General features: G+C 64.0%; 21 protein-coding genes. 11 read left to right on the forward strand and 10 right to left on the reverse strand.

Annotation, left to right across the window (positions count from 1 at the left end; all coding sequences use genetic code 11):
* Positions 1 to 82: 82 nt before the first annotated feature.
* Positions 83 to 559, forward strand: coding sequence for an Lrp/AsnC family transcriptional regulator (locus CK219_RS26130; protein WP_095769494.1), 477 nt, complete (start codon positions 83 to 85; stop codon positions 557 to 559).
* Between the two features lie 102 nt (positions 560 to 661).
* Positions 662 to 2,230 (forward strand): magnesium-protoporphyrin IX monomethyl ester anaerobic oxidative cyclase, encoded by a 1,569-nt coding sequence (bchE, locus tag CK219_RS26135; RefSeq protein ID WP_095769495.1) that lies wholly within the window; start codon positions 662 to 664, stop codon positions 2,228 to 2,230.
* A 43-nt stretch (positions 2,231 to 2,273) separates the two neighbouring features.
* Here bchE and argB read toward each other — a convergent pair whose 3' ends face one another.
* Entirely contained in the window at positions 2,274 to 3,167 is an 894-nt protein-coding gene (gene argB / locus CK219_RS26140; protein WP_095769496.1) for an acetylglutamate kinase, read from the reverse strand.
* A gap of 928 nt (positions 3,168 to 4,095) precedes the next feature.
* Between argB and CK219_RS26145 the strand changes: the two genes are divergently transcribed.
* From CK219_RS26145 to msrB, 4 genes are all read left to right on the forward strand, one after another.
* Entirely contained in the window at positions 4,096 to 4,635 is a 540-nt protein-coding gene (locus tag CK219_RS26145; RefSeq protein ID WP_095769497.1) for a sigma-70 family RNA polymerase sigma factor, read from the forward strand.
* Entirely contained in the window at positions 4,632 to 5,348 is a 717-nt protein-coding gene (locus CK219_RS26150; protein WP_095769498.1) for an anti-sigma factor, read from the forward strand. The genes CK219_RS26145 and CK219_RS26150 overlap by 4 nt, the downstream gene beginning before the upstream one ends.
* A 205-nt stretch (positions 5,349 to 5,553) precedes the next feature.
* Positions 5,554 to 6,111: a fasciclin domain-containing protein gene (locus CK219_RS26155; RefSeq protein WP_095769499.1), complete on the forward strand. Its 558-nt coding sequence runs from the start codon at positions 5,554 to 5,556 to the stop codon at positions 6,109 to 6,111.
* A 233-nt stretch (positions 6,112 to 6,344) separates the two neighbouring features.
* Complete coding sequence (gene msrB, locus CK219_RS26160; protein ID WP_095769500.1) at positions 6,345 to 6,848, forward strand: peptide-methionine (R)-S-oxide reductase MsrB; 504 nt, start codon at positions 6,345 to 6,347, stop codon at positions 6,846 to 6,848.
* 94 nt (positions 6,849 to 6,942) lie between these two features.
* Here the strand turns inward: msrB and CK219_RS26165 are convergent, their stop codons facing one another.
* Together CK219_RS26165 and CK219_RS26170 are read right to left on the reverse strand one after the other, a co-directional pair.
* Positions 6,943 to 8,523, reverse strand: a complete 1,581-nt coding sequence (locus tag CK219_RS26165; protein ID WP_245340625.1) for a DHA2 family efflux MFS transporter permease subunit — start codon at positions 8,521 to 8,523, stop codon at positions 6,943 to 6,945.
* 147 nt (positions 8,524 to 8,670) lie between these two features.
* Positions 8,671 to 9,864, reverse strand: coding sequence for an HlyD family secretion protein (locus CK219_RS26170; RefSeq protein WP_095769502.1), 1,194 nt, complete (start codon positions 9,862 to 9,864; stop codon positions 8,671 to 8,673).
* 132 nt (positions 9,865 to 9,996) lie between these two features.
* Here CK219_RS26170 and CK219_RS26175 point away from each other — a divergent pair, with 132 nt between their 5' ends.
* On the forward strand, positions 9,997 to 10,695 hold the full coding sequence (locus tag CK219_RS26175; RefSeq protein ID WP_095769503.1) for a TetR/AcrR family transcriptional regulator: 699 nt from the start codon (positions 9,997 to 9,999) through the stop codon (positions 10,693 to 10,695).
* 229 nt (positions 10,696 to 10,924) lie between these two features.
* Positions 10,925 to 13,384: a DNA translocase FtsK gene (locus CK219_RS26180; RefSeq protein ID WP_176477159.1), complete on the forward strand. Its 2,460-nt coding sequence runs from the start codon at positions 10,925 to 10,927 to the stop codon at positions 13,382 to 13,384.
* A gap of 30 nt (positions 13,385 to 13,414) precedes the next feature.
* Here CK219_RS26180 and yihA read toward each other — a convergent pair whose 3' ends face one another.
* The 7 genes from yihA to CK219_RS26215 form a co-directional block, all read right to left on the reverse strand.
* Positions 13,415 to 14,083, reverse strand: a complete 669-nt coding sequence (gene yihA / locus CK219_RS26185; protein ID WP_095769523.1) for a ribosome biogenesis GTP-binding protein YihA/YsxC — start codon at positions 14,081 to 14,083, stop codon at positions 13,415 to 13,417.
* A 14-nt stretch (positions 14,084 to 14,097) separates the two neighbouring features.
* On the reverse strand, positions 14,098 to 14,736 hold the full coding sequence (locus tag CK219_RS26190) for a CatB-related O-acetyltransferase (protein ID WP_095769505.1): 639 nt from the start codon (positions 14,734 to 14,736) through the stop codon (positions 14,098 to 14,100).
* A gap of 153 nt (positions 14,737 to 14,889) precedes the next feature.
* Complete coding sequence (gene dnaQ, locus CK219_RS26195) at positions 14,890 to 15,594, reverse strand: DNA polymerase III subunit epsilon (RefSeq protein WP_095769506.1); 705 nt, start codon at positions 15,592 to 15,594, stop codon at positions 14,890 to 14,892.
* 182 nt (positions 15,595 to 15,776) lie between these two features.
* Positions 15,777 to 16,382 carry a dephospho-CoA kinase gene (coaE, locus tag CK219_RS26200; RefSeq protein WP_095769507.1) on the reverse strand — a complete coding sequence of 202 codons (606 nt, stop codon included), beginning with the start codon at positions 16,380 to 16,382 and terminating at the stop codon, positions 15,777 to 15,779.
* Positions 16,382 to 17,215, reverse strand: coding sequence for a shikimate dehydrogenase (locus CK219_RS26205; RefSeq protein WP_095769508.1), 834 nt, complete (start codon positions 17,213 to 17,215; stop codon positions 16,382 to 16,384). The genes coaE and CK219_RS26205 overlap by 1 nt, the downstream gene beginning before the upstream one ends.
* Positions 17,208 to 17,807 carry a Maf-like protein gene (locus tag CK219_RS26210; protein WP_095769509.1) on the reverse strand — a complete coding sequence of 200 codons (600 nt, stop codon included), beginning with the start codon at positions 17,805 to 17,807 and terminating at the stop codon, positions 17,208 to 17,210. Before CK219_RS26210 ends, CK219_RS26205 begins: the two co-directional genes overlap by 8 nt.
* Before the next feature lie 303 nt (positions 17,808 to 18,110).
* Positions 18,111 to 18,932 carry a pyruvate, water dikinase regulatory protein gene (locus CK219_RS26215; RefSeq protein WP_095769510.1) on the reverse strand — a complete coding sequence of 274 codons (822 nt, stop codon included), beginning with the start codon at positions 18,930 to 18,932 and terminating at the stop codon, positions 18,111 to 18,113.
* Between the two features lie 400 nt (positions 18,933 to 19,332).
* Between CK219_RS26215 and hemE the strand changes: the two genes are divergently transcribed.
* The 3 genes from hemE (at position 19,333) to rho (ending at position 22,355) form a co-directional block, all read left to right on the forward strand.
* The gene (gene hemE / locus CK219_RS26220; RefSeq protein WP_095769511.1) at positions 19,333 to 20,361 is read left to right on the forward strand and encodes a uroporphyrinogen decarboxylase; all 1,029 of its coding nucleotides are present in this window, start codon (positions 19,333 to 19,335) and stop codon (positions 20,359 to 20,361) included.
* Positions 20,358 to 20,912, forward strand: coding sequence for a protoporphyrinogen oxidase HemJ (hemJ, locus tag CK219_RS26225; protein ID WP_095769512.1), 555 nt, complete (start codon positions 20,358 to 20,360; stop codon positions 20,910 to 20,912). Before hemE ends, hemJ begins: the two co-directional genes overlap by 4 nt.
* Before the next feature lie 177 nt (positions 20,913 to 21,089).
* Positions 21,090 to 22,355: a transcription termination factor Rho gene (gene rho, locus CK219_RS26230; RefSeq protein ID WP_095769513.1), complete on the forward strand. Its 1,266-nt coding sequence runs from the start codon at positions 21,090 to 21,092 to the stop codon at positions 22,353 to 22,355.
* The last annotated feature ends 281 nt before the right edge of the window (positions 22,356 to 22,636 follow it).

Here is a 22,636-nt window from a genome sequence, read left to right on the forward strand (position 1 = left end):
GCTGAGGCAAATCAGCTTTGTTTATGGCACACTAGCTGTTTTGGAGGTAAAAACCCTCAGTTCAACGCGAGCCTGAGAAAAAATGCCTCAATTTGACGATTTCGAGATAAGGATGCTCGACATCCTGCAGCGTGACGGCCGCAAGCCCGTCTCGGAGCTGGCGCAAGAGATCGGCCTGTCGACCACGCCTTGCGCGCGCCGCTTCGAGGCCCTGCAGGAAGCCGGTATCATCAAGGGCTTTGCCGCCGTGCTCAGCCGCCGCGCCGTGGGCTTGACCGTCGAGGTGTTCATCCAGGTGCGGCTGGTCAGCCACAGCGACGGCTCGCCCGAAAGCTTCATCGCCGCCGTGCAGCGCATGGACGAGGTCTCGTCCTGCTGGACGATGACAGGCGACTACGATTTCCTGCTGCATGTCTTGGTGCCGTCGGTGGACGACTTGAACGCCTTCGTCATGCACCGGCTGATGCGTCTGCCCGGCGTGCGCGACGTCCATACGCAACTGGTGCTGCAGAACATCAAGGGACCCGGCCACGTGCCGCTCAGCCATCTGCGGCGCTGATCCGGTCAAATCTGGCGAAAAGCTGCGTGGAAACTGCTGAACCGCGCCAAGGCGGCTTCGGCATCTGTCATTAGCACAAGCGGACCAACATGGAGGTCCGCCTTGAACATCGTGCTTATCAATCCGCCGCACACCGCCATCGGCAGCCGTGTGCCCGACGACCACCTGCCGCCGCTCGGTCTTTTGGCCATCGGCGGGCCGCTGATCGATTCCGGCCATCAGGTGCGCCTGGTCGACGCCGAGTTCGGTCCGATGCCACTTGCGGCGGTGGTGGACGAGGCGCTGCGCGGCGATCCGGATTTCGTGCTGATCGGCCATTCCGGCTCGACCTCGGCGCATCCGACCGCCTTGAAGATCGCCGAGATGATCAAGGCCCGCGCGCCGGGCGTCGTCGTCATCTATGGCGGTGTCTTCCCGACCTATCACTGGCGCGATATCCTCGCTGCGACCGACGTCTTCGATTTCATCGTGCGCGGCGAAGGCGAGGCGACCGCGACGGCGCTGGTCGAGGCGATCGAGATGCGCCAGCCGGTGGCGAGCGTTGCCGGCATCGCCTATCGCGACGATTTCGGCCGTCCTGTCGCGACGCAGGCGGCGATGACCATAGCCGACCTCGATGCCTGGCGGGTCGGCTGGGAGCTGATCGATCACCGCCGCTACTCCTATTGGGGCGGCAAGCGGGCCGTGGTCATGCAGTTCTCGCGCGGCTGCCCGCATCTGTGCAACTATTGCGGCCAGCGCGGTTTCTGGACCCGCTGGCGCCACCGCGACCCGGTCAAATTCGCCAGGGAGATTGCCTGGCTGCATCGCGAGCACGGCGTCGAGCTGATCAATCTGGCCGACGAGAACCCGACTTCCTCGAAGAAGGCTTGGCGCGCCTTTCTCGACGCCATGATAGCCGAGAACGTGCCGGTGCTGATCGTCGGCTCGACCCGCGCCGACGATATCGTGCGCGATGCCGATTTCCTGCATCTTTATCGCAGGGCCGGCGTCATCCGCTGGCTGCTCGGCATGGAGAACACCGACGAGGCGACGCTGTCGCTGATCCGCAAGGGCGGCAGCACGAAGTCCGACCGCGAAGCGATCCGGCTGCTGCGCCAGAACGGCATCCTGTCGATGGCGACCTGGGTCGCCGGCTTCGAGGACGAGACCTTGCGCGATCTCTGGCGCGGCTTTCGCCAGCTCATCGCCTATGACCCCGACCAGATCCAGGCGCTCTATGTCACGCCGCATCGCTGGACGCCGTTCTTCCGCATCGCCAAGGACCGCAAGGTGATCCAGAAGGACGTGCGCCTGTGGGATTACAAGCACCAGGTTCTGCACATGACCAGGCTGAAACCCTGGATGCTGTTCTTCGCCGTCAAGCTGATCGAGGTCGCGGTGCAGTCGCGACCCAAGGCGCTGGCGCGCATCCTGTTCCACCCCGATCCCGAGCAGCGCCATTCGATGCGCTGGTACACGAAGATGGGCCGCCGCGTCTGGTTCCGCGAGGTCTGGGGGTTTCTGGTCCGCGACGGCCGCATCACGGATGGGCCGACATTAGCCGAATTCTGGGGCGCGCCGCAGGACGCCGAGGAGGAATCGATGATCGTCGGGCGCCAGCCACGCAAGTCCGTCGCGCCGGTCATTGAAGATCGAGGCGCGCCGGCGGCAAGAAAGTTAGCCGGCTGACATGGCGGTTCACCATTGCATGGAAATGGTGAACTTGCCTTTCTTACGGAACGATCAGGGTGCCGGCGCCGTGCTCGGTGAACAGCTCGAGCAGCACCGAATGCGGCGTCTTGCCGTTGAGGATGACGACGCCTTCGACGCCGCGCTCGATCGCCTCGATGCAGGTCTCGACCTTCGGGATCATGCCGCCCGACACCGTGCCGTCCTTGATCAGCGCCCTGGCCTCGGCGACCGTCAGCTCGTCGATCAGCTTCTTGTTCTTGTCGAGGACGCCCGGCACGTCGGTGAGGAAGAGCAGGCGCGAGGCGCGGCAGGCGCCGGCGATGGCGCCGGCAAAGGTGTCGGCATTGATGTTGTAGGTGTGGCCGTCGCGGCCGGGCGCCACCGGTGCCAGCACCGGGATCATTTCCGAGCGCGCCAAAAGGTCGAGCAACGTGCGGTCGACCTCGACCGGCTCGCCGACGAAGCCGAGATCCAGCACGCGCTCGATGTTGGAATCCGGATCGACCATGGTCTTGCGCGCCTTTTCGGCGAACACCATGTTGCCGTCCTTGCCGCATAGCCCGATCGCCCACTCGCCCTCGGCGTTGATCAGCGCCACGATCTCCTTGTTGATCGAGCCCGCCAGCACCATCTCGACGATCTCGACCGTCTTCTGGTCGGTGACGCGCAGGCCGCCCTCGAACTTGGATTCGATGCCCATCTTGGTGAGCATCGCGCCGATCTGCGGCCCGCCGCCATGCACGACGATCGGGTTGACGCCGGACTGTTTCAACAGCGCGATGTCGCGGGCGAACGCCTTGCCGAGCTCGGTATCGCCCATGGCATGCCCGCCATATTTCACCACCACCGTCTTGTTCTCGTAGCGCTGCATATAAGGCAGCGCGCGCGAGAGCAGCGCGGCCTGCATTTCGGCGGTGGCGGCGATGTCCGTCATCGGTATCGATCCCAGCTAGCGTGAATGGCGGCCTCTTAGCTGGAATTGCCGCAGGTCGCAAACGGCTTTGCGGTCACAATAACGATATCTGCCAGTTCCCCAGCACAGGGATTTTGACCGGCCGGCTGCCTTTGCGTTGCAAGCGGCATGCCTTGGAGACTCGCCGAAACGGCCCTGCCTCGTCATCCACGGGCGGAGCAAGGAGCGTAACGACGCGCGCTGACCCGAGGATCCAATTCCGTAAAGTCCGAGCGCCGCCGCGGTGCAGAATTCTGCTCCGCTGCACTTTTGACTAAGGTCACGGAACGGATTCCAGGGTCTTCGCGACGCCGCTTCGCGGCTGCTTCGCCCTTGAATGACGAGGTTGGAAGGGCTTCAGCAATCTCCAACGCCTGCGCTGGTTTCACCGACACAATGACGAAATCTGCTAGCTCCCAGCACAGTAATTTTGCCCCGGGGCAGGCCGTGTTTGTGTTGGCGGGCGGCATGCCTTGAGATTGGCCGAAACGGCCCAACCTCGTCATCCACGGGCGGAGCAAGGAGCGAAGCGACGCGCGCAGACCCGAGGATCCATTCCGTAACGTCCGAGCGCCGCTGCAGTGCAGAATTCTGCTCCGCTGCACTCCGCGGCTAAGGTCACGGAATGGATTCCAGGGTCTTCGCGACGCCGCTGCGCGGCTGCCCCGCCCTGGAATGACGAGGTTGGGAGGCTTCAGACAATCGCCGGCGTTTGCGCTGATTTCACCGAAATGACGATGACATTCTTCCCGTGACAAGCGGAGTTTTCAAAATCCTGCGCAGAACCGCCGGGCACTTCAGCGGCGCGCCCAACGGCACAATGCCGAACTGTGCCGGTGGGCCCGTGGCCGCTGGTGGACAACGCTTCCGCCGCCGTTGCAATTAGATCGCAATCTTCTAATTTGCCTGCATGGCGCCGCAGGATATCAGCAAGCTGATCGTCCGGACTTCGATGAAGGACCGCGCGGCGTTCGATCTGCTCTACAAGCAGACCAGCGGGAAACTTTTCGGCGTCTGCCTTCGTGTCTTGAGGGACCGGGGTGATGCGGAAGAAGCGCTGCAGGAGGTCTTCGTCAAGATCTGGACGAAGGCGGATCGTTTCGCGGTTTCCGATCTGAGCCCAATTTCCTGGCTGGTGGCCGTTGCGCGCAATCATGCGATCGATCGCATCCGGTCGCGGCGCAGTCCTTCTGCCAACATCGATACGGCCCTCGACGTCGCCGATCCGGCGCCGGGACCCGAGGCCATGGCTGTGGCGGGCGGCGAGACCGAACGCATCTACCATTGCCTCGACGAACTGGAACAAGACCGGGCAGCGGCCGTCCGGGGCGCCTATCTGGGCGGCGAAAGCTACGCCGAGCTGGCGGAGCGCTTCAAGGTTCCGCTGAACACGATGCGGACTTGGCTGCGGCGAAGCCTGCTGAAACTGAGAGAATGCCTGGAAAGATGACGCTGGCAGAGGACAACGGACCGGAACGTGGAGGCGACGACCTGCTCGCCGCCGAATACGTTCTCGGCGTCCTGGCAGCCGACGAGCGCCAGATCGCTTCCCGTCGCATCGATGCCGAGGCGGCATTCGCCCGCCTGGTCGACGCTTGGGAAGCCCATTTCGCGCCGATGGCCGCCGCCTATGCCGCGGTCGAGCCGCCGGCTTCCGTGAAAGTGGCAATAGACCGCCGCCTGTTTGCGTCGTCCGCGTCCACGGCGCCCAGCGGCGGCCTGTGGGCGAGCCTCGCCTTCTGGCGCGGCCTCGCCGCGGCGGCCATCGCCGCTTTGGCCGTCTATGTCGCCCTGCCTTACGTCAACCAGCCGGTCCGGCCGCCCGAGACCAGGCTGGTCGCCTCTCTGGCCGCCGACAACAGCAACGTCAAATATCTTGCCGTCTATGACGCCGCCCGCCACGAGGTCGGCCTGTCGCTGGTCTCCGGCGACCGCGGTGCCGGCAAGGATTTCGAGCTGTGGATGATCGAGGGCAAGAACGCGCCGGTTTCGATGGGTGTCATTCCCGCCGGCCCGACCGCGCGCATGGCGGTCACGCCGGCCGTCCAGCAGAAGCTGGCGCAAGGCGCCGTGCTCGCCGTCAGCCTCGAGCCCTCCGGCGGTTCGCCGACCGGCCAGCCTACCGGTCCGGTCGTCGCCGCGGGTGACCTGAAGGGCATCTGACCCTGGTCAGCCGGTTACCGAAGACTAACTGAAGTCTATATCCTGCCCTTTCTACGCGGGAAAATTTCGCTGTCGCCATCAGCGACGCAGACGCAATAAAGCACCGGAATAAAAAATCGCGCCCTTCGTGAAACTAACGCTTTTCGGGCCCGTATCTCCTCGCGTTCCCACGGACGGGAAGAAACAACCCGAGGAGACTGACACCATGCGTAAACTCGCCACCCTTTTGCTTGCCTCTACACTTGCCCTTTCGGCGCTCGGTGCCGTTGCCTACGCCGCCAATCCGATGGTCGGCGGCGCGCCGATGTATGCCAAGAAGAACATCATCGAGAATGCCGTCAATTCGAAGGACCACACAACTCTGGTCGCCGCCGTCAAGGCCGCCGGCCTGGTCGACACGCTGCAGGGCGCCGGTCCGTTCACCGTTTTCGCGCCGACCAACGAGGCCTTTGCGGCGCTCCCGGCCGGCACGGTCGACACGCTGCTCAAGCCCGAGAACAAGGACAAGCTGACCAAGGTGCTGACCTGCCATGTCGTCGCCGCCAAGGCGCTGGCCGCCGACGTCGCCAAGATGGCCAAGGCCGATGGCGGCGCCCACCAGGTCAAGACGGTCGGCGGCTGCGAGCTGACGCTGAAGGCGCAGAAGGGCAAGGTCACCGTCACCGACGAGAACGGCAACGTTGCCCATGTCACCATCGCCGATGTCCGCCAGTCGAACGGCGTCATCCATGTCATCGACAAGGTTCTCTTGCCGAAGATGTAACAAAGCGGGCCTGGCCGGCGAAGACATGGCTGAGCGCTGGCCGCATCATTCAAGATCCGCGCCGCCGGCAGGGGTGTGCTCCGCGTCCGTCCCGCAAGGGCGGCGCGGAGCAGCATCCGGAGCGTTCCAGGAAGGTTCTGTCCGGAATTGCTCGAACGAGGAGATGGGGCGTCACCGGCTTTTGATTTCCGGCCCGGGCTCTATCTTGGCAAAATGCGTCAGGAGGAACGGCCATGAACCGTCGCGATTTTCTCTGGAGCGGGGCCGCCGCCACCGCTCTCATCGTCGGATCCGCAGCGATGCTGCGTGCCGGCGGACCGAAGCCCGCTCTCGCCGCCGAGACGTTCGAAATCACCAAGACCGATGCCGAATGGCACGCCATCCTTTCGGACGAGGCCTTCGACGTGCTGCGCAAGCAAGGCACCGAATATCCCGGCACCAGCCCGCTGCTCAACGAGCATCGCAAGGGCATCTTCGCCTGTGCCGGCTGCGACCTGCCGGTCTATTCGTCGGAGACGAAATTCGATTCCGGCACCGGCTGGCCGAGCTTCTGGCAGGAGATCCCGAACTCCATCGGCAAGACCGAAGACCGCTCGCTCGGCATGACCCGCACCGAGGTGCATTGCCGGCGCTGCGGCGGCCATCTCGGCCATGTCTTCGATGACGGCCCGCCGCCCACCGGCCTGCGCCACTGCATCAACGGCGTGGCGCTAAGCTTCAAGCCGGCTTCAGCCTGAGCAATTCCAGTCCTGCAGAAAGGAATGACCCCGGAAATCGTCACCGATTTCCGGGGTCACGCGTTGAGGACGCCAGGCGGGGGTTCCGGCCTCCTCAATGGCCTCCGCCGCCACCGCCCTGCGGGGCCGGCTTGTTGATGAACAGCACGAAAAATCCGAGCGAGGCGAACAGCACCGTCAGCATCATGAACACGTCCATGAAGGACAAAAGCGCCGCCTGCTGGTGTACCATGCCGGACAGTTTCGAGATCGCAGCGCTTGTGGCGTCGAGACCGGCGGTCTGCCCGAAATTCTGCGTCATGTTCTGCAGCTTGGTCTGCGCGGTCTCGCTGCCCCACTGCACATGCTCGGAGAGCCGCGCATAGTGGAAGGCGTTGCGGTCGATCAGCACCGTGTTGATCACCGCGAGGCCGACGGCGCCGCCGAGGTTGCGGGTCAGGTTGAACAGGCCCGACGCATTCTTCAAGCGTTCCGGCGGCAGCGTGCCGAGCGCGATGTTGTTGATCGGCACCATGCACAGCATCATCGAGCAGCCGCGCAGGATCTGCGGGATCAACAGCTCATAGAAATCCCAGTCGGCGGTAAGATGCGTCATCCACCAGGTGCCGGTGGCGAAGCCGACGAAGCCGATCATCATCATCAGCCTGAGGTCGATCTTGTTCGACAGGATGCCGGCAACGGGCGCGGTGAAGAACATCGCCAGGCCGCTGACGAACAGCGCCTCGCCGATCATCATCGAATCGTAGCCGCGGATACGCCCCAGGAACACCGGATAGAGATAGGTGAGCCCGTAGAGGCCGATGCCGACGACGAAGGAGAACAGCGAGCCGAAGGCGAAGTTGACGTTGCTGAAGGCCCTGAGGTCGACAATCGGCTCCTCGGCGGTGAAGACGCGCCAGAAGAAGATGACGCCGCCGATGGTCATGATGATGGCGCAGGCAAACACTGCCGGCTCCTGCAGCCAGTCATGGTTCGGGCCTTCCTCCAGCACATATTCCATGCAGCCGAGGAAAGCGGCCATGCCGACTAGGCCCCACCAATCGAACTTCGAGAACAGTTTCAGGTTGGGCTTGTCGAAGTCGATCAGCGCCCAGGCGGCCGTCGCCACCAGGATGCCAGGCACGACATTGATCAGGAACAGCCAGTGCCAGGACATGGCGTGGCTGATATAGCCGCCCACCGTCGGGCCGATCGTCGGCGCCAGCGTCGCCACCAGGCCGATCATCGGCGACACGACGGCGCGCTTGGAAGGCGGGAAGATGGTGAAGGCGGCCGCGAAGACGCTGGGGATCATGCCGCCGCCGATAAAGCCCTGGATGGCGCGGTAGACGATCATCTGGTCGATATTGGTGGCGGTCGCGGCAAGCGCGCTGGCCGCGGTGAAGCCGGCCGCCGCGGTGGTGAACAGCACGCGCGTCGACAGCATGCGGCTGAGGAAGCCGGACAGCGGGATCATCACCACCTCGGCGATCAAATAGGCGGTCTGCACCCACGGAATCTCGTCGGAGCTGGCGCTCAGGCCCGCCTGGATTTCCGAGAGCGAGGCCGAGACGATCTGGATGTCCAGGATCGCCATGAACATGCCGAACACCATCGCCAGGAAGGCGACGACGCGGCGCACAGGCATATGGTCCGCGGACAGGGCCGGCGCGGCAGCGACCGGACGTCCGGGCATTGATCCTGCGGTGATGGTTGCGGTTGCCATGTCATGGCCTCCCTGGGCAATTCCTGGGACGAGCGCGTGGCGGTCCCGAATTGCGTCGAAAACGATAAAGCAGGCTGGACGGCCCGGCGCTCGATCGGCCGCCGGGCCGCCCCCCAATCAGTTGGTCGTCGAAGCCGGCGCGGTGCGGCTGTCGACCGCGACGACGACGCTCAGCCCGGCGCGCAGCTTGCCGGCCTTGAGCACGTCGGCCGGCACGTCGATGCGCACGGGCACGCGCTGCACCACCTTGGTGAAGTTGCCGGTGGCGTTTTCCGGCGGCAGCAGCGAGAACACCGCGCCCGAAGCCGGCGCCAGCGAGGAAACCGTGCCTTCGAAGGTCTGGCCGTCGACAGCGTCGACGGTGATGCGGACCTTCTCGCCGGGCACCATGCGGCCGAGCTGCGTCTCCTTGAAGTTGCCGACGATGTAGAGCTTGTCCATCGGCACGACGACGGCGAGCTTCTGGCCGGGGCTGACGAGATCGCCCTGCTCGACCGAGCGGTTGCCGACGACGCCGTCATAGGGGGCCTTCAGCACGGTGAAGGACAGGTCGCGCAGGGCCTTGTCGCGGGTGAGCTGCAGCGAGGCGAGCGTCGAGGCCGACTCGGCGCGCTGCGCTTCCAGCACGCCGATATTGGCCTGCGCCGCCGCGATCTGCGCATCGGCGCCGACAAGCGCCGCCTTGGCCTGGTCGAGCGCGGTCTGGGCGTCGTCGAGCTGGGCCTGCGTGCCGACATGGGTCTTGACGAGTTGCGCCGCCCGCAGCTGGGCGCGCGCCGCATTGTCGGCGGCGGCCTGGTCCGCGACCTTCTGCGCCTGGGCCTGCGACAGCGAGGCCTGGGCGGCCTTGGTCTGGGCGTCGATGCGGTCGAGCGTCTTCGCCAAGGTGGCGATCTGCGCCTCGGCCTGCGCGACGGCGATCTTGTAGTCGCCATTGTCGATGACGAACAGCGGATCGCCAGCCTTCACCCGCTGATTCTCGCTCACCAGCACCTTGTCGATATAACCGGATATTTTCGGCGACACGAACGACATGTCGGCCTGGACATAGGCGTCGTCGGTGGAGATCATGAACCGGCCGTCGGTCCAATAGTTATACCCATACCAGGAACCGGCGCCGAGCAGGGCAAGCCCGATGATCGGTAACAGGAAAGAGCGGACAGAGCGCTGCTTCTTGGCGGGTGCTTCAGCCGCCGGCGTCGCAACGGGAGCGGCGGGCTGGACAGGAACTTCCGGCGCTTCGGTCGAAGGCTGGACCTTGGCGTTGGGAAAAGAGCGGACTTCGGCGGTGGCGGGCGCGTTCGAGGACATAGCGATCTCTCTGGATGTCAGTCATACTGAACCGTTCGGTTCGAATTGGAGATTGACATAGCGCGGAAAGAGGACCATATCAAGAGGAAATCGAACCGAGCGGTTCGAAATATTTTTCAAGGAACGACTTCCATGGTCGACACGACAGCCGATAGCGATCTGCTCGACTTGCGCAAGGGCCGCCCGGCGGCCGGGCAGGATCCCGTAAAACGGGCCCAGATCATCGAGGGCGCCCGCCGCGTCTTTATAGACAAGGGCTTTGAAGCGGCTTCGATGAACGACATCACGCGCGAGGCCGGCGTCTCCAAGGGGACGATCTACGTCTATTTTCAAAACAAGGAAGAGCTGTTCGAGGCGCTCATCGAGGAAGAGCGCGGCACCATCTTCAAGAACATGTATGAGGTGCTCGACCATTTCGACGACCTGCGCAAGACGCTGGTGAAGTTCGGCACCGTGCTTTCGCTGAAGATCACCTCGGCCAAGGTCATCCAGGCCCAGCGCACCGTGGTCGGCGCGGCCGATCGGATTCCGGAGCTTGGCGCGCGCTTCTACGAACGCGGCCCCAAGCGCGGCCACGACAAGGTCATGGCCTTCCTCAACGAAGCCGTCGAACGCGGCCTGCTTCAGATCGCCGACGTCGACCTTGCCGCCTACCAGTTCACCGAGCTTTGCCTCGCCGGCCTGTTCCGCCAGTGCATCTTTTCCTATCGCACCAAAGCGCCGAGCCAGGCGGAGATCGAGCACGTCGTGACCTCCGGCGTCGAAGTGTTTCTCAAGGCCTATGCCACGGAAAAATTCTTCGCCGAGGAACGGGCGTTGCAATCGGCCTGACCGTTCGGGCATGCGGATTCCAGAGCGCAAAGGGCGAGCCTGAAGGGGTCGCGAGGCGTCGCCGCGAAATCCATCGGTGCGGTCTGCCTCGACCGCGAAGACCGGCCTGAAGACCCCCTCTCAAAATATCGATCGGCTTCGTCCGGCAGGCGCTTTCGGAAGAACCTGTTAACCATCGCTTCCTATGTCTCGGGAGACGTTCAATCGGCGAGTCTCGAGTATGACATCCATGCGTTTCCCCCGTGCCAATCATCCCGGCGCCTCAGCCCACGACAGCGACGACGAACATCGCAATCCGCGGGAAACCGGGCGCCATGGCGCAGTCCCGCAAGCAGGGCAGGTCGTGCCGCTGCGAGTCTTGCCCGGGGCCGAATCGACCGCCGCTCGTGACGCATCGCCCGAATCGGCCGGCGACGATTTCGGCCTCCCCGCCTGGCAGAACTATTTCTTCCTTGCGCCCAATGTGCGTTTCACGCGCACGCCGGACACCGACCTCGCCAGGCGGGCCGCTCCGCCGGAGGATGCCGCTCGGGGCAAGGCATCTGCGGCCGAGCCCGTCCGGCCTGCGCCGCCGGCTCCGCCGCCAGCCGCTCCGGTCCGGAAAAGTTCCGCCGCTCCCGCCCCGGTGCCGATGCAAACCAGATCGATCCGCGCACCAGCCACTGTTGCCCCTGCCATCGTTCCGGCCGCAGCGGCCGCGCCGAGCCAGGCTGCTGCTCCGACACCAAAACCGCGCCTGACCGGATTGCGCTGGTCCTATCTTTCCGATCATGCCTTTTTCGAGTTCGGCATGCCCTTTCTTGCCGAGCGCCTGGCGCGGGCGCGTCTGACTGAGGCCGGGCAGGCGCCTGCCGTTCCGGCGCAGCCACTGACGCAGCCGGTGCCGGCGCAGCGTCCGGCCGCGCAACCCGTCCAGCCCCGTGCCGCCTTCCCGGGCGAGGCGACGTCATTTTACCGGGTCATCGAATGGCGCTCCAACACGGCGGAGGCAAGTCCGATCTTGGCGCCCGTGCCGGCTCCGGCGGCCGCCCAACCGGCGCCTGCCAAGCCCATGCCGATCTCCGCCCCGGCAAGCGCCAGGAAAGCCAGGCAGGCACCATCGTTGCCCATGGCCGGCGAGGTCGAGCCGCTATCCGCGATGGGCGGCTACGAGCTTCCTTCGGAAGAGCTTTTGCAGATGCCGCCCGAGGGCCAGGGCTTCTACATGTCGCAGGAGCGGATGGAGCAGAATGCCGATCTGCTCGAAAGCGTGCTGGAGGATTTCGGCGTCAAGGGCGAGATCATCCATGTCCGGCCGGGGCCGGTCGTCACGCTCTACGAGTTCGAGCCGGCGCCGGGCGTGAAATCCAGCCGCGTCATCGGGCTCGCCGACGATATCGCCCGCTCCATGTCGGCCGTCTCGGCGCGTGTGGCCGTGGTGCCGGGCCGCAATGTCATCGGCATCGAGCTGCCCAACGAGACGCGCGAGACCGTCTATTTCCGCGAGCTGATCGGCTCGGCCGGCTTCCGCAATACCTCCTGCAAGCTGGCGCTCGGCCTCGGCAAGACCATCGGCGGCGAACCGGTCATCGCCGAGCTCGCCAAGATGCCGCATCTGTTGGTGGCGGGCACCACCGGGTCGGGCAAGTCGGTCGCCATCAACACCATGATCCTGTCGCTGCTCTTCAGGATGAAGCCGCAGGAATGCCGTCTCATCATGGTCGACCCCAAGATGCTGGAGCTCTCCGTCTATGACGGCATCCCGCATCTTTTGACGCCGGTCGTCACCGATCCGAAGAAGGCCGTCACGGCGCTGAAATGGGCGGTGCGCGAGATGGAGGACCGCTACCGCAAGATGGCGCGCCTCGGTGTGCGCAACATCGACGGCTACAACCAGCGCGCGGCCGGCGCCCGCGACAAGGGCGAGGTCGTGACCATGCAGGTGCAGGCCGGCTTCGAGAGGGGCACGGGCGAGCCGCTGTTCGAGGAGCGCGCGATCGACCTCGCGCCGATGCCCTACATCGTCATCATCGTCGACGAGATGGCCGACCTGATGATGGTGGCCGGCAAGGAGATCGAAGGCGCCATCCAGCGGCTGGCGCAGATGGCACGCGCCGCCGGAATCCATCTGATCATGGCGACGCAACGCCCGTCCGTCGATGTCATCACCGGCACGATCAAGGCCAATTTCCCCACCCGCATCTCCTTCCAGGTGACGTCGAAGATCGACAGCCGCACCATCCTCGGCGAGCAGGGCGCCGAGCAGCTGCTCGGCCAGGGCGACATGCTGCACATGGCCGGCGGCGGGCGCATTTCGCGCGTGCATGGCCCTTTCGTTTCCGATGTCGAGGTCGAGCATGTCGTGGCGCATCTGAAGGCGCAGGGACGTCCCGAATATCTCGACACCGTTACCGCCGACGAGGAAGAGGAACAGGAAGCGGCCGACACTGGCCCGGTCTTCGACAAAAGCGCGATGGCCGAGGAGGATGGCGACGCGCTCTATGAGGAAGCCGTCAAAGTGGTCAAGCGCGACAAGAAGTGCTCGACCTCCTACATCCAGCGCCGCCTCGGCGTCGGCTACAACCGCGCCGCCTCATTGGTCGAGCGCATGGAGAAGGAAGGCCTGGTCGGCGCTCCCAACCATGTCGGCAAGCGCGAGATCCTCACCGGCCGGCGCGATCGCGAGCCGGAACGCGACGAGATGGATTGATCCTGAGGGATCGGTCCCTGGCGGGCGGCGTCAGCCGCCGTTCGCCACAAGGGCGATGGCGGCGCGCAGTTCCTCCAAGCCCTCGGCTTTTTCCGACGAGGTGGCCAGCACCAGTGGAAACGCCGCCGGCCGCTTCTTGATCTTGGCCAGCGTCTCCTCGATCAGCCTCGGCACGCCGGCGGCCTTGATCTTGTCGGTCTTGGTCAGCACCACCTGGTAGGACACTGCCGCCTTGTCGAGCAGGGTCAGCACTTCCTCGTCCTTGGCCTTGATGCCGTGGCGCGCGTCGATCAGCACATAGACGCGCTTCAGCGTCACGCGGCCCTGCAGATATTCGTAGATCAGCTTGGTCCACTCATCGACCTTGTCCTTCGGCGCGCTGGCATAGCCGTAGCCCGGCATGTCGACCAGCGCCATCGGCGGCAAGTCGGCGCCCTCGCCGGAAAAGCCGTCGGGCACGAAATAGTTGAGCTCCTGTGTGCGGCCCGGCGTGTTCGACGTCCGCGCCAGGCCCTTGTGCCCGACCAGCGCGTTGATCAGCGACGATTTGCCGACATTGGAACGGCCGGCGAAGGCGATCTCCGGCGGGCCTTCCGGGGGCAGGAACTTCATCGACGGCACGCCGCGGATGAAGACCCAGCCACGGGTGAACAGCTCCGGGCTGATCGCCGTTTCGTTCGGGGTCTTGTCGTTTGTCATTTTTTCGGGCGCGTTCAAACCGCTGCCTCCACCCTGGAAATGTCGGCGCCGCGGATGGCGTTGAGGTTACGGCTGATCTTGTCGACCGGCCAGTCCCACCAGGCCGCCTTCAATAGCCGCCGCACCGTGAATTCATCGAAGCGCATCTTCACCACCCTGGCCGCATTGCCGGCCACGATCGCATAAGGCGGCACGTCGTGCGTGACAACCGATTTCGCCGCGACAATGGCGCCGTCGCCCACCGTCACGCCCGGCATGATCACCGCATCCATGCCGATCCACACGTCATTGCGGATCGTGGTGTCGCCGCGGATCTCCTTCGACCAGGTCTGCGGGTCGAAGCCTTCCTCCCAGCCATGGCCGAAGATGTTGAACGGATAGGTCGAGAAGCCCGACATGGCGTGGTTGGCGCCGTTCATGATGAAACGCGCGCCTTCGGCTATGGCGCAGAACTTGCCGATGATCAGCTTGTCGCCGATGAAGTCGTAGTGATGCAACACGCATTTCTCGGCGAATTTGTCGGGACCGTCGGGGTCGTCATAATAGGTGAAGTCGCCGATCTCGATGTTGGGCGACGTCACAAGTCCCTTCAGGAAACCGACGCGCGGATGCATCGCAATCGGATGCTTGACGTTGGGATTGGGTCCGGTCATCGCGGTCCTTTGCAGGCGGGTTTGGGCGCGGTCGGCGCGCGATCAAACTAACGCGATCCTTCGACGGGACCAACCGTTCAATGGCTGCCGCGACAGATCGCGATCGGATTGAAAAGGGCGCTGTCTCCAACGTCCGCGCCAATAGCGCCCCGATCAACCCACCGCCACTTTCAGCCACAGCGCCTTTTCGCCGAGCGTCGCGACCAGCCCCGCATGCGCCGCCCGATCCGTTTCACTGAGCCGCGGCGGCAGGGCGATCGGCCGGGCGCCGATCGAGATGTCGATATCGGCCACCTCGCCGGCGCCGTTCATGTGCACCGCCACGGACTCCAGCACCAGCGCCGCCTGCTTGCCGCCGATGAGCTCGATATAGACCTCGGCCAGCAATTCGGAGTCGAGCAGCGCGCCGTGCTTGGTGCGGCGGGTGTTGTCGATGCCGTAGCGCCGGCAGAGCGCGTCGAGCGAGTTCGGTCCCATCGGATGCTTGCGGCGCGCCAGCGCCAGCGTGTCGACCACGCGGCCGGGATCGATGGCCGCTTGCTCGAGCCGGCTGAATTCTAGATTGAGGAAGCCGATATCGAAGGTTGCGTTGTGGGCGATCAACTTGGCGCCGTCGGTGAAGTCCAGCCATTCCTGCGCGATTTCGGCGAAGGTCGGCTTGCCGACCAGGTCGGCGGCGCTGATGCCGTGCACGGCCTGCGCCTCGGCATGGATCGCGCGCCCCTGCGGATTGATGAATTTGTGGAAGGTCCGGCCGGTCGGGAAGCGGTTGACCAGCTCGACACCGCCAAGCTCGATGATGCGGTCGTCGCGCAAATCGAGGCCGGTGGTTTCCGTATCGAAGATGATCTCACGCATTCGAATCAGTTCGCTTCCCAAACGAGCAGAATCATACACCAGAACAAAATGGCAATGGGGACTGGTGACGGCCTAACGCCTGACCTCCGAAAAATGGGAATCGATTTTCGGAAAAGGATCATGCGCAAAATCAAAGCGTTACAGCGTCCTTTGCGCGTCCGAACGGGCGCGCGGCTGTAATGTCAAGAGCCGGCTTTGCCGGACTTTTCCCCTGAGAGTTCGGCGACGATCGCCTCGACCGCCTTTCGCGCGGCGTCGAAGCCATGGCCGGTGTCGATGATGAAATCGGCCAGGCGGCGCTTTTCGGCGTCGGGCACCTGCCTGGCGAGGATGGATGAAAACTTCTCCTCGCTCATGCCCGGCCTGGCGAGCACGCGCTCACGCTGGATTTCAGGCGACGCGCTGACGACCACGACCTTGTCGACGCGGCTGCGGCCGCCGGTTTCGAACAGCAGCGGGATGTCGAGCACGGCAAGCCGCGCGCCGGCGGCGCGATGCTTTGCGAGAAACGCGTCGGCGTCGGCGCGCACCAGCGGGTGAATGATTGCCTCGAGCCGCTTCAGGGCGGCCGGATCGGCGAGCACCTTTTCGGCCAGCTTGACCCGATCGACCGCGCCGGCTTGCGTCGTGCCCGGAAAGGCCGCCTCGACCAGAGGGGCGGCCTTGCCGGAATAAAGGCGATGCACGGTCTCGTCGGAATCATGCACCGGCACGCCGGCCTCGGCGAACATTTTCGCCGTGGTGGACTTGCCCATGCCGATCGATCCGGTGAGGCCGAGCACGATCATCAGCGGCCCTCGATGTCGGCGACGATCATGCGCCGCAATTCGGGCGTCACTTCGGGTTTCCTGCCGAACCAGCGTTCGAAACCTGGCACGGCCTGATGCAGCAGCATGCCGAGACCATCGACCGTCTTCAGGCCGCGCGCCCTGGCGGCGGCAAGCAAGGGCGTTTCCAACGGCACATAGACAATGTCGGTGACGATGGCATGGTCCGGCAAGCCGGCCGGATCGGCGGAGAGCGTGGCGTCACCATGCATGCCGAGCGAGGTGGTGTTGATCAGCAGGCCGGCATCGGCAAGCAGCTCACTGAGCGCGCCCGCGCCATGCGCCGAGACCCCGGCGCCGAAATGGCGGCTGAGTTCCTCGGCTCTCGCGAGCGTCCGATTGACGATGCGGATATCCTTGACGCCACGCTCCTTCAGCGCATGGATGACCGCGCGGGAGGCGCCGCCGGCGCCCAGAACCACGGCCGGCCCATTGGCCGCCCAGCCCGGCGCATGCTCATCGAGGTTGGCGGCGAAGCCGTAGCCGTCCGTGTTGCCGCCACACAGAATGCCATCCTCGAACCACAACGTGTTGACCGCGCCGATTTCATCGGCCGCATGGTCTCGGCGGGCCACTCCGGCGAAAGCGGCTTCCTTGTGCGGAATGGTGACGTTGCCGCCGCGGTAGCCGTTCTCGCCGAGAGATTTCAGAAAGGCGGCGAAATCCGCCGGCGCGACGTCGATCGCTTCATAGCTGCCGTCGATGCCGTATTTGGCCAGCCAGTAGCCGTGGATCTTCGGCGAGCGCGAATGGGCGATCGGATGTCCGGTGACGAAGGCCTTTTTCTCAGCCATCGATGGCTCCCAATGCGCGCAACTCCTTCAGCAGCGGCAGCAGCGGCAGGCCGACGATGGTGAAATAATCGCCCTCGATCTTCTCGAACAGCTGAATGCCTTCGCCCTCGATCTGATAGGCGCCGACGCTGGACAGCGCCTTGGCGCCGACGCGGGCCAGGTGCCTGCCGATGAAGCCGGGGTCGAGCTTGCGCATGGTGAGGCTCACGACGCCGACATGGCGCCACAGCACTGCGCCGTCGCGGCAAAGCACGGCGGCGCTGTTCAACTGATGCGTCTTGCCGGACAAGGCCAGAAGATGGCGGCGGGCGCCTTCCATGTCGGCGGGCTTATGAAAGATCTCGTCGCCCAGCGACAGGGTCTGGTCGCAGCCGAGCACCAGGGTGCCCGGCTTGCGCTCGCTGACCTCGGTCGCCTTGGCCTCGGCCAGGATCGACGCGACGTCCTCGGGCGAAGCGCCGCTGTCCTTCAGCGGAGCCTCGAGCGCACGCTCGTCGACATTTGCCGGCACCGCCTCGATGTCGAGGCCGGCGCTGACGAGCATCGCCTTCCTGTACGGGCTGCCCGAAGCGAGGATGATTTTCTCGGCCATGATTTTCGCCCAACTAGCTTCCTGACGCTGTTGACCCATCGTTTGTCTGAGGCCAGCACAAACTTTGGAGAATGGCCGAAGCCTTACGAACTTCGTCATCCTAGGGCGAAGCAGGAGCGAAGCTCCGTCGCGAAGACCCTAGGATCCATGCCATAACCTCAGCCGAGGGGCGCAGCGGAGCAGAATTCTACACCGTCGCAACAATTCGACGTCACGGCATGGATCCTAGGGTCTACGCCGCGTCGCTTCGCTCCTTGCTCCGCCCTAGGATGACGAAGCGGCCGGCGTCTCGGCAAATCCCAGTTAGCGCGTCTTGCCCCGCAGGGCAACGATAGCGGCCGCCGTTTCCTCGATGGAGCGGCGGCTGACATCGATCATCGGCCAGCCATGACGCGTGCAAAGCTGGCGGGCATAGGCGAGCTCCTCGTTGATCGCGGCGCGGTCGACATAATCGGTCGGCACGAAGGCGGCGCTGTTGCCGAGGATACGGTTTTGCCTCACATGCGAGATGCGCTCGGCCGTGGCGACCAGGCCGACGACCAAAGGCGTCTTGGCGGCGATCAGGCTTTCGGGCAGCGGCACCCCGAGCACGATCGGGATATTGGCGGTCTTGATGCCGCGATTGGCGAGATAGATGCTGGTCGGCGTCTTCGAGGTGCGCGAAATGCCGATCAGCACGATGTCGGCATCGTCCATATTGGCCGGCAGCTGGCCGTCATCATGCTCCATGGTGAAGTTCAAGGCATCGATGCGGCGGAAATATTCGGCGTCGAGCACGTGCTGGGCGCCGACGCGGCGACCGGCAGGCGTGCCGAGATAGGACTGGAAGACGGTCAGCACCGGTTCCAGCACCGAGACGCAAGGCAGGCCCATCGCAGCGCAGCGCTCATCGATCGAGCGCGCCAGCTTCTGGTCGACCACCGTATAGAGAATGATGCCGGGCTCCTCCTCGATGTCCTCGAAGACCTTGGCTATCTGCTTTTCCGTGCGGATCAGCGGATAGATGTGCTCGATGGCGCGCGCATCCTTGTATTGGGCGGACGCCGCGCGGCCGGCCGCCAGCAGCGTCTCGCCGGTGGCGTCGGAGATCAGATGCAGATGGAAGAAGCTCTGAGGTTTGTTCACAGGGAATGGGTCCAGGCTGTGGGCAATTGTGGACAAGGCTGGATGGGCAAGCCTTGGGCAAGGAAGCGACTGTATCAGATGGCCGCTTGTCCACAATTCGACCCGCTGTAGGCTTTGTCGCGGCGTTGGGGACAAAACCGGGGATCAAGTTTTCTTGGCCGATCTCATCCACAGGGCGAGATTCGGAACGGTAAGTCCAAGCTTTTGACTCCAAAGCTGGAATCCGCTTCGTCCCCAGAACCCTCCAAATTGCGGAAGCGAGTACGCGACAATATGCTGACTGGCCTTTTCGAGCCGCAGGCTGGACAGGTCGCAACCATCACAACCAACAGACTCTTAGAATCAGAAGACTCTTTTAAAATAGATATTTGATTTAAGAGAACCGGAGAGGCGGACGGAGATGGCTGGGAAACGGATCGTGCTCGACGTCCTCAGGGGCGAGACGGTTTCACCGCCGCCGCTCTGGATGATGCGTCAGGCGGGCCGCTATCTTCCCGAGTATCGCGAGACCAGGAAGCGAGCGGGATCCTTCCTCGATCTCTGCTACGATCCGGACCTTGCCGTCGAGGTAACGCTGCAGCCGATCGAGCGCTTCGGCTTCGACGCCTCGATCCTGTTCTCCGACATTCTCGTCGTGCCCAATGCCCTGGGGCGGGATGTCCGCTTCGAGGAGGGCCGCGGACCGGTCCTGAAGCCGATCTCGGCGGCCGAGATTGCGGCGCTGAACGGCGACATGTTTCACGTGAATCTCGAACCGGTCTACGAGACCGTGCGCCGGCTGCGGGCGAAACTGCCCGATGAGACGACGCTGCTCGGCTTCTGCGGCGCGCCATGGACGGTGGCGACCTATATGATCGCCGGCCACGGCACGCCCGACCAGGGCCCCGCCCGGCTATTCGCCTATCGCGAGCCCGAGGCCTTCGCGCGGCTTCTGAAGATATTGGCCGATCATTCGGCCGCCTATCTCATCCGCCAGATCGAGGCCGGCGCCGATGCGGTGCAGATTTTCGATTCATGGTCGGGCGTGCTGGACGAGCCGTCCTTCGAGGCTTTCTGCGTCGAGCCGGTCGCCGAGATCGTCGCCCAAGTGAAGGCGGTTCACCCCGATGTGCCGGTGATCGGTTTCCCGAAGGGCGCGGGCGAGCGCTATCGTGATTACAGGAGAAAGACCGGCATTGCCGGTCTAGGTCTCGACTGGACCGTACCGCTGTCGATGGCGAAGGAGCTGCAGCGCGACGGAGCGGTGCAAGGCAATCTCGATCCGTTGCGCCTGGTCGCCGGCGGCAAGGCGCTGGCTGATGGCGTCGAGGCAATCCTGAGGACTTTGGGTGACGGGCCGCTGATCTTCAATCTCGGCCACGGCATCACGCCGGAAACGCCGATGGCACATGTCGAGGCGATGGTGAAAATGGTGAGAAGCCGCCGATGAACGATGTAAGCAACGAGAACAGGGCGAGCAGCGAAACCAGCACTGGCCAGGCGATGAAGCGCATGGCGATCGGCATTGCCCTGCTCGTCGTGCTGACGGTGCTGCTCTATCTCGCGGCACCCGACAGCTTCTATCCGTGGGCCAAGGCGATCCATGTGATTGCGGTCATTTCCTGGATGGCCGGCATGCTCTATTTGCCGCGTCTCTTCGTCTACCATGTCGATGCCGAAAGGGGCTCGGTGCAGTCCGAAACCTTCAAGGTGATGGAGCGCCGGCTGCTCAGAGGGATCATCAATCCGGCGATGACCGCGACCTGGGTGTTCGGGCTTTGGCTTGCCTGGAAAGGCTTTGGATTCCAGGGTGGCTGGCTGCACGCCAAGATCGCGCTGGTGCTCATTTTGTCGGGGCTGCATGGCTATCTCGCCGGCGCGGTCAGGAAATTTGCCGAGGACAAGAACGAAAAGCCGGCGAGGCACTGGCGGATCGTCAATGAGATCCCCACATTGCTGATGATCGTCATCGTCATCCTGGTCATCGTGAAGCCGTTCTGAGGCTTTCCCGGATCCGGCCAGGCCCAGCAAAAGGCGGCTTGCTCTTTCAGTCGAGCGACGATACAAGACGGGTCTTCCTTCCCGTCATGCGCCGCCCCTTTTCTCGCTTTCGGCCGCGCCCGACATTTGTCGCATCCAGCCGATTTCCCTCTCCAAAGCCTACCCAGAGTCTATCTAATGCAAGAAATGAAACTCGCAGAGTTCAAGAACAAGAAGCCGCCGGAGCTGATCGCTTATGCCGAGACGCTCGAGGTGGAGAACGCCAGCGTCATGCGCAAGCAGGAGCTGATGTTCGCGATCCTGAAGAAGCTCGCCGCCCAGGACGTCGAAATCATCGGCGAAGGCGTGGTCGAGGTGCTGCAGGACGGTTTTGGCTTCCTGCGCTCGGCCAACGCAAACTACCTACCGGGTCCCGACGATATCTATATCTCGCCGTCGCAAATAAGGCGCTTTTCGCTCAAAACCGGCGATACGGTCGAAGGACCGATCCGCAGCCCGAAAGAGGGCGAGCGCTATTTCGCGCTGCTCAAGGTCAACACCATCAATTTCGACGACCCGGAGAAGATCCGGCACAAGATCCACTTCGACAATCTGACGCCGCTCTACCCGACCAAGCGGCTGAAGATGGAGATCGACAATTCGACCTCCAAGGACATCTCGCCGCGCGTGATCGACCTGGTCGCGCCGATCGGCAAGGGACAGCGCGCGCTGATCAACGCGCAGCCGCGCACCGGCAAGACGGTGCTGATGCAGAACATTGCCCATTCGATCACCGCCAACCATCCGGAATGCTATCTGATCGTGCTTCTGATCGACGAGCGCCCGGAGGAAGTGACCGACATGCAGCGCTCGGTGAAGGGCGAGGTGATTTCCTCGACCTTCGACGAGCCGGCGGCGCGCCACGTGCAGGTCGCCGAAATGGTGATCGAGAAGGCCAAGCGCCTGGTCGAGCATGGCCGCGACGTCGTCATCCTGCTGGATTCGATCACCCGTCTCGGCCGCGCTTACAACACCGTCGTCCCGTCATCCGGCAAGGTGCTGACCGGCGGTGTCGACGCCAACGCGCTGCAGCGCCCGAAGCGCTTCTTCGGCGCGGCCCGAAACATCGAGGAAGGCGGCTCGCTGACCATCATCGCCACCGCGCTGATCGATACGGGCAGCCGCATGGACGAAGTCATCTTCGAAGAGTTCAAGGGCACCGGCAACTGCGAAATCCAGCTCGACCGCAAGGTGGCCGACAAGCGCATCTATCCGGCGATGGACATCCTTAAGTCGGGCACCCGCAAGGAAGACCTGCTGGTGCCGCGCGCGGACCTGCAGAAGATCTTCGTGCTGCGCCGCATCCTCGCGCCGATGGGCACGACCGACGCAATCGAGTTCCTCATCGACAAGCTCAAGCAGACCAAGACCAACGCGGACTTCTTCGATTCGATGAATACGTGATTGGGGCGATGCCCTTCCTCCTTCTCCCCTTGTGGGAGAAGGTGGATCGGCGCGCAGCGCCGAGACGGATGAGGGGTGTTCCAGCGGAATGAGACGCTGGCTTTCCCTGGAGCACCCCTCATCCGTCGCCTTCGGCGACACCTTCTCCCACAAGGGGCCTGTTGCGCAGTTAGCGAGAACAGGCTCGCAGAGGGGTTTTGACCGCGAAGTGTGTTGTGCTTGGTGGGCGATTTGGCCTTGGGGTTGAGTTTGATGGTGGCGGTGCGGCCCCTAGGCCGGTA

Source organism: Mesorhizobium sp. WSM4313, assembly GCF_002294725.1.
Lineage (GTDB): Bacteria > Pseudomonadota > Alphaproteobacteria > Rhizobiales > Rhizobiaceae > Mesorhizobium.

Coding starts and splice junctions, on each gene's coding strand:
- yihA (WP_095769523.1), bottom strand. CDS start 14,083: ATGACAAACGACAAGACCCCGAACGAAACGGCGATCAGCCCGGAGCTG.
- CK219_RS26150 (WP_095769498.1), top strand. CDS start 4,632: ATGACGCTGGCAGAGGACAACGGACCGGAACGTGGAGGCGACGACCTG.
- msrB (WP_095769500.1), top strand. CDS start 6,345: ATGAACCGTCGCGATTTTCTCTGGAGCGGGGCCGCCGCCACCGCTCTC.
- CK219_RS26210 (WP_095769509.1), bottom strand. CDS start 17,807: ATGGCCGAGAAAATCATCCTCGCTTCGGGCAGCCCGTACAGGAAGGCG.
- dnaQ (WP_095769506.1), bottom strand. CDS start 15,594: ATGCGTGAGATCATCTTCGATACGGAAACCACCGGCCTCGATTTGCGC.
- CK219_RS26165 (WP_245340625.1), bottom strand. CDS start 8,523: ATGCCCGGACGTCCGGTCGCTGCCGCGCCGGCCCTGTCCGCGGACCAT.
- CK219_RS26190 (WP_095769505.1), bottom strand. CDS start 14,736: ATGACCGGACCCAATCCCAACGTCAAGCATCCGATTGCGATGCATCCG.
- CK219_RS26155 (WP_095769499.1), top strand. CDS start 5,554: ATGCGTAAACTCGCCACCCTTTTGCTTGCCTCTACACTTGCCCTTTCG.
- coaE (WP_095769507.1), bottom strand. CDS start 16,382: ATGATCGTGCTCGGCCTCACCGGATCGATCGGCATGGGCAAGTCCACC.
- CK219_RS26145 (WP_095769497.1), top strand. CDS start 4,096: ATGGCGCCGCAGGATATCAGCAAGCTGATCGTCCGGACTTCGATGAAG.
- hemJ (WP_095769512.1), top strand. CDS start 20,358: ATGAACGATGTAAGCAACGAGAACAGGGCGAGCAGCGAAACCAGCACT.
- rho (WP_095769513.1), top strand. CDS start 21,090: ATGCAAGAAATGAAACTCGCAGAGTTCAAGAACAAGAAGCCGCCGGAG.
- CK219_RS26180 (WP_176477159.1), top strand. CDS start 10,925: ATGCGTTTCCCCCGTGCCAATCATCCCGGCGCCTCAGCCCACGACAGC.
- CK219_RS26170 (WP_095769502.1), bottom strand. CDS start 9,864: ATGTCCTCGAACGCGCCCGCCACCGCCGAAGTCCGCTCTTTTCCCAAC.
- CK219_RS26205 (WP_095769508.1), bottom strand. CDS start 17,215: ATGGCTGAGAAAAAGGCCTTCGTCACCGGACATCCGATCGCCCATTCG.
- hemE (WP_095769511.1), top strand. CDS start 19,333: ATGGCTGGGAAACGGATCGTGCTCGACGTCCTCAGGGGCGAGACGGTT.
- CK219_RS26175 (WP_095769503.1), top strand. CDS start 9,997: ATGGTCGACACGACAGCCGATAGCGATCTGCTCGACTTGCGCAAGGGC.
- CK219_RS26130 (WP_095769494.1), top strand. CDS start 83: ATGCCTCAATTTGACGATTTCGAGATAAGGATGCTCGACATCCTGCAG.
- argB (WP_095769496.1), bottom strand. CDS start 3,167: ATGACGGACATCGCCGCCACCGCCGAAATGCAGGCCGCGCTGCTCTCG.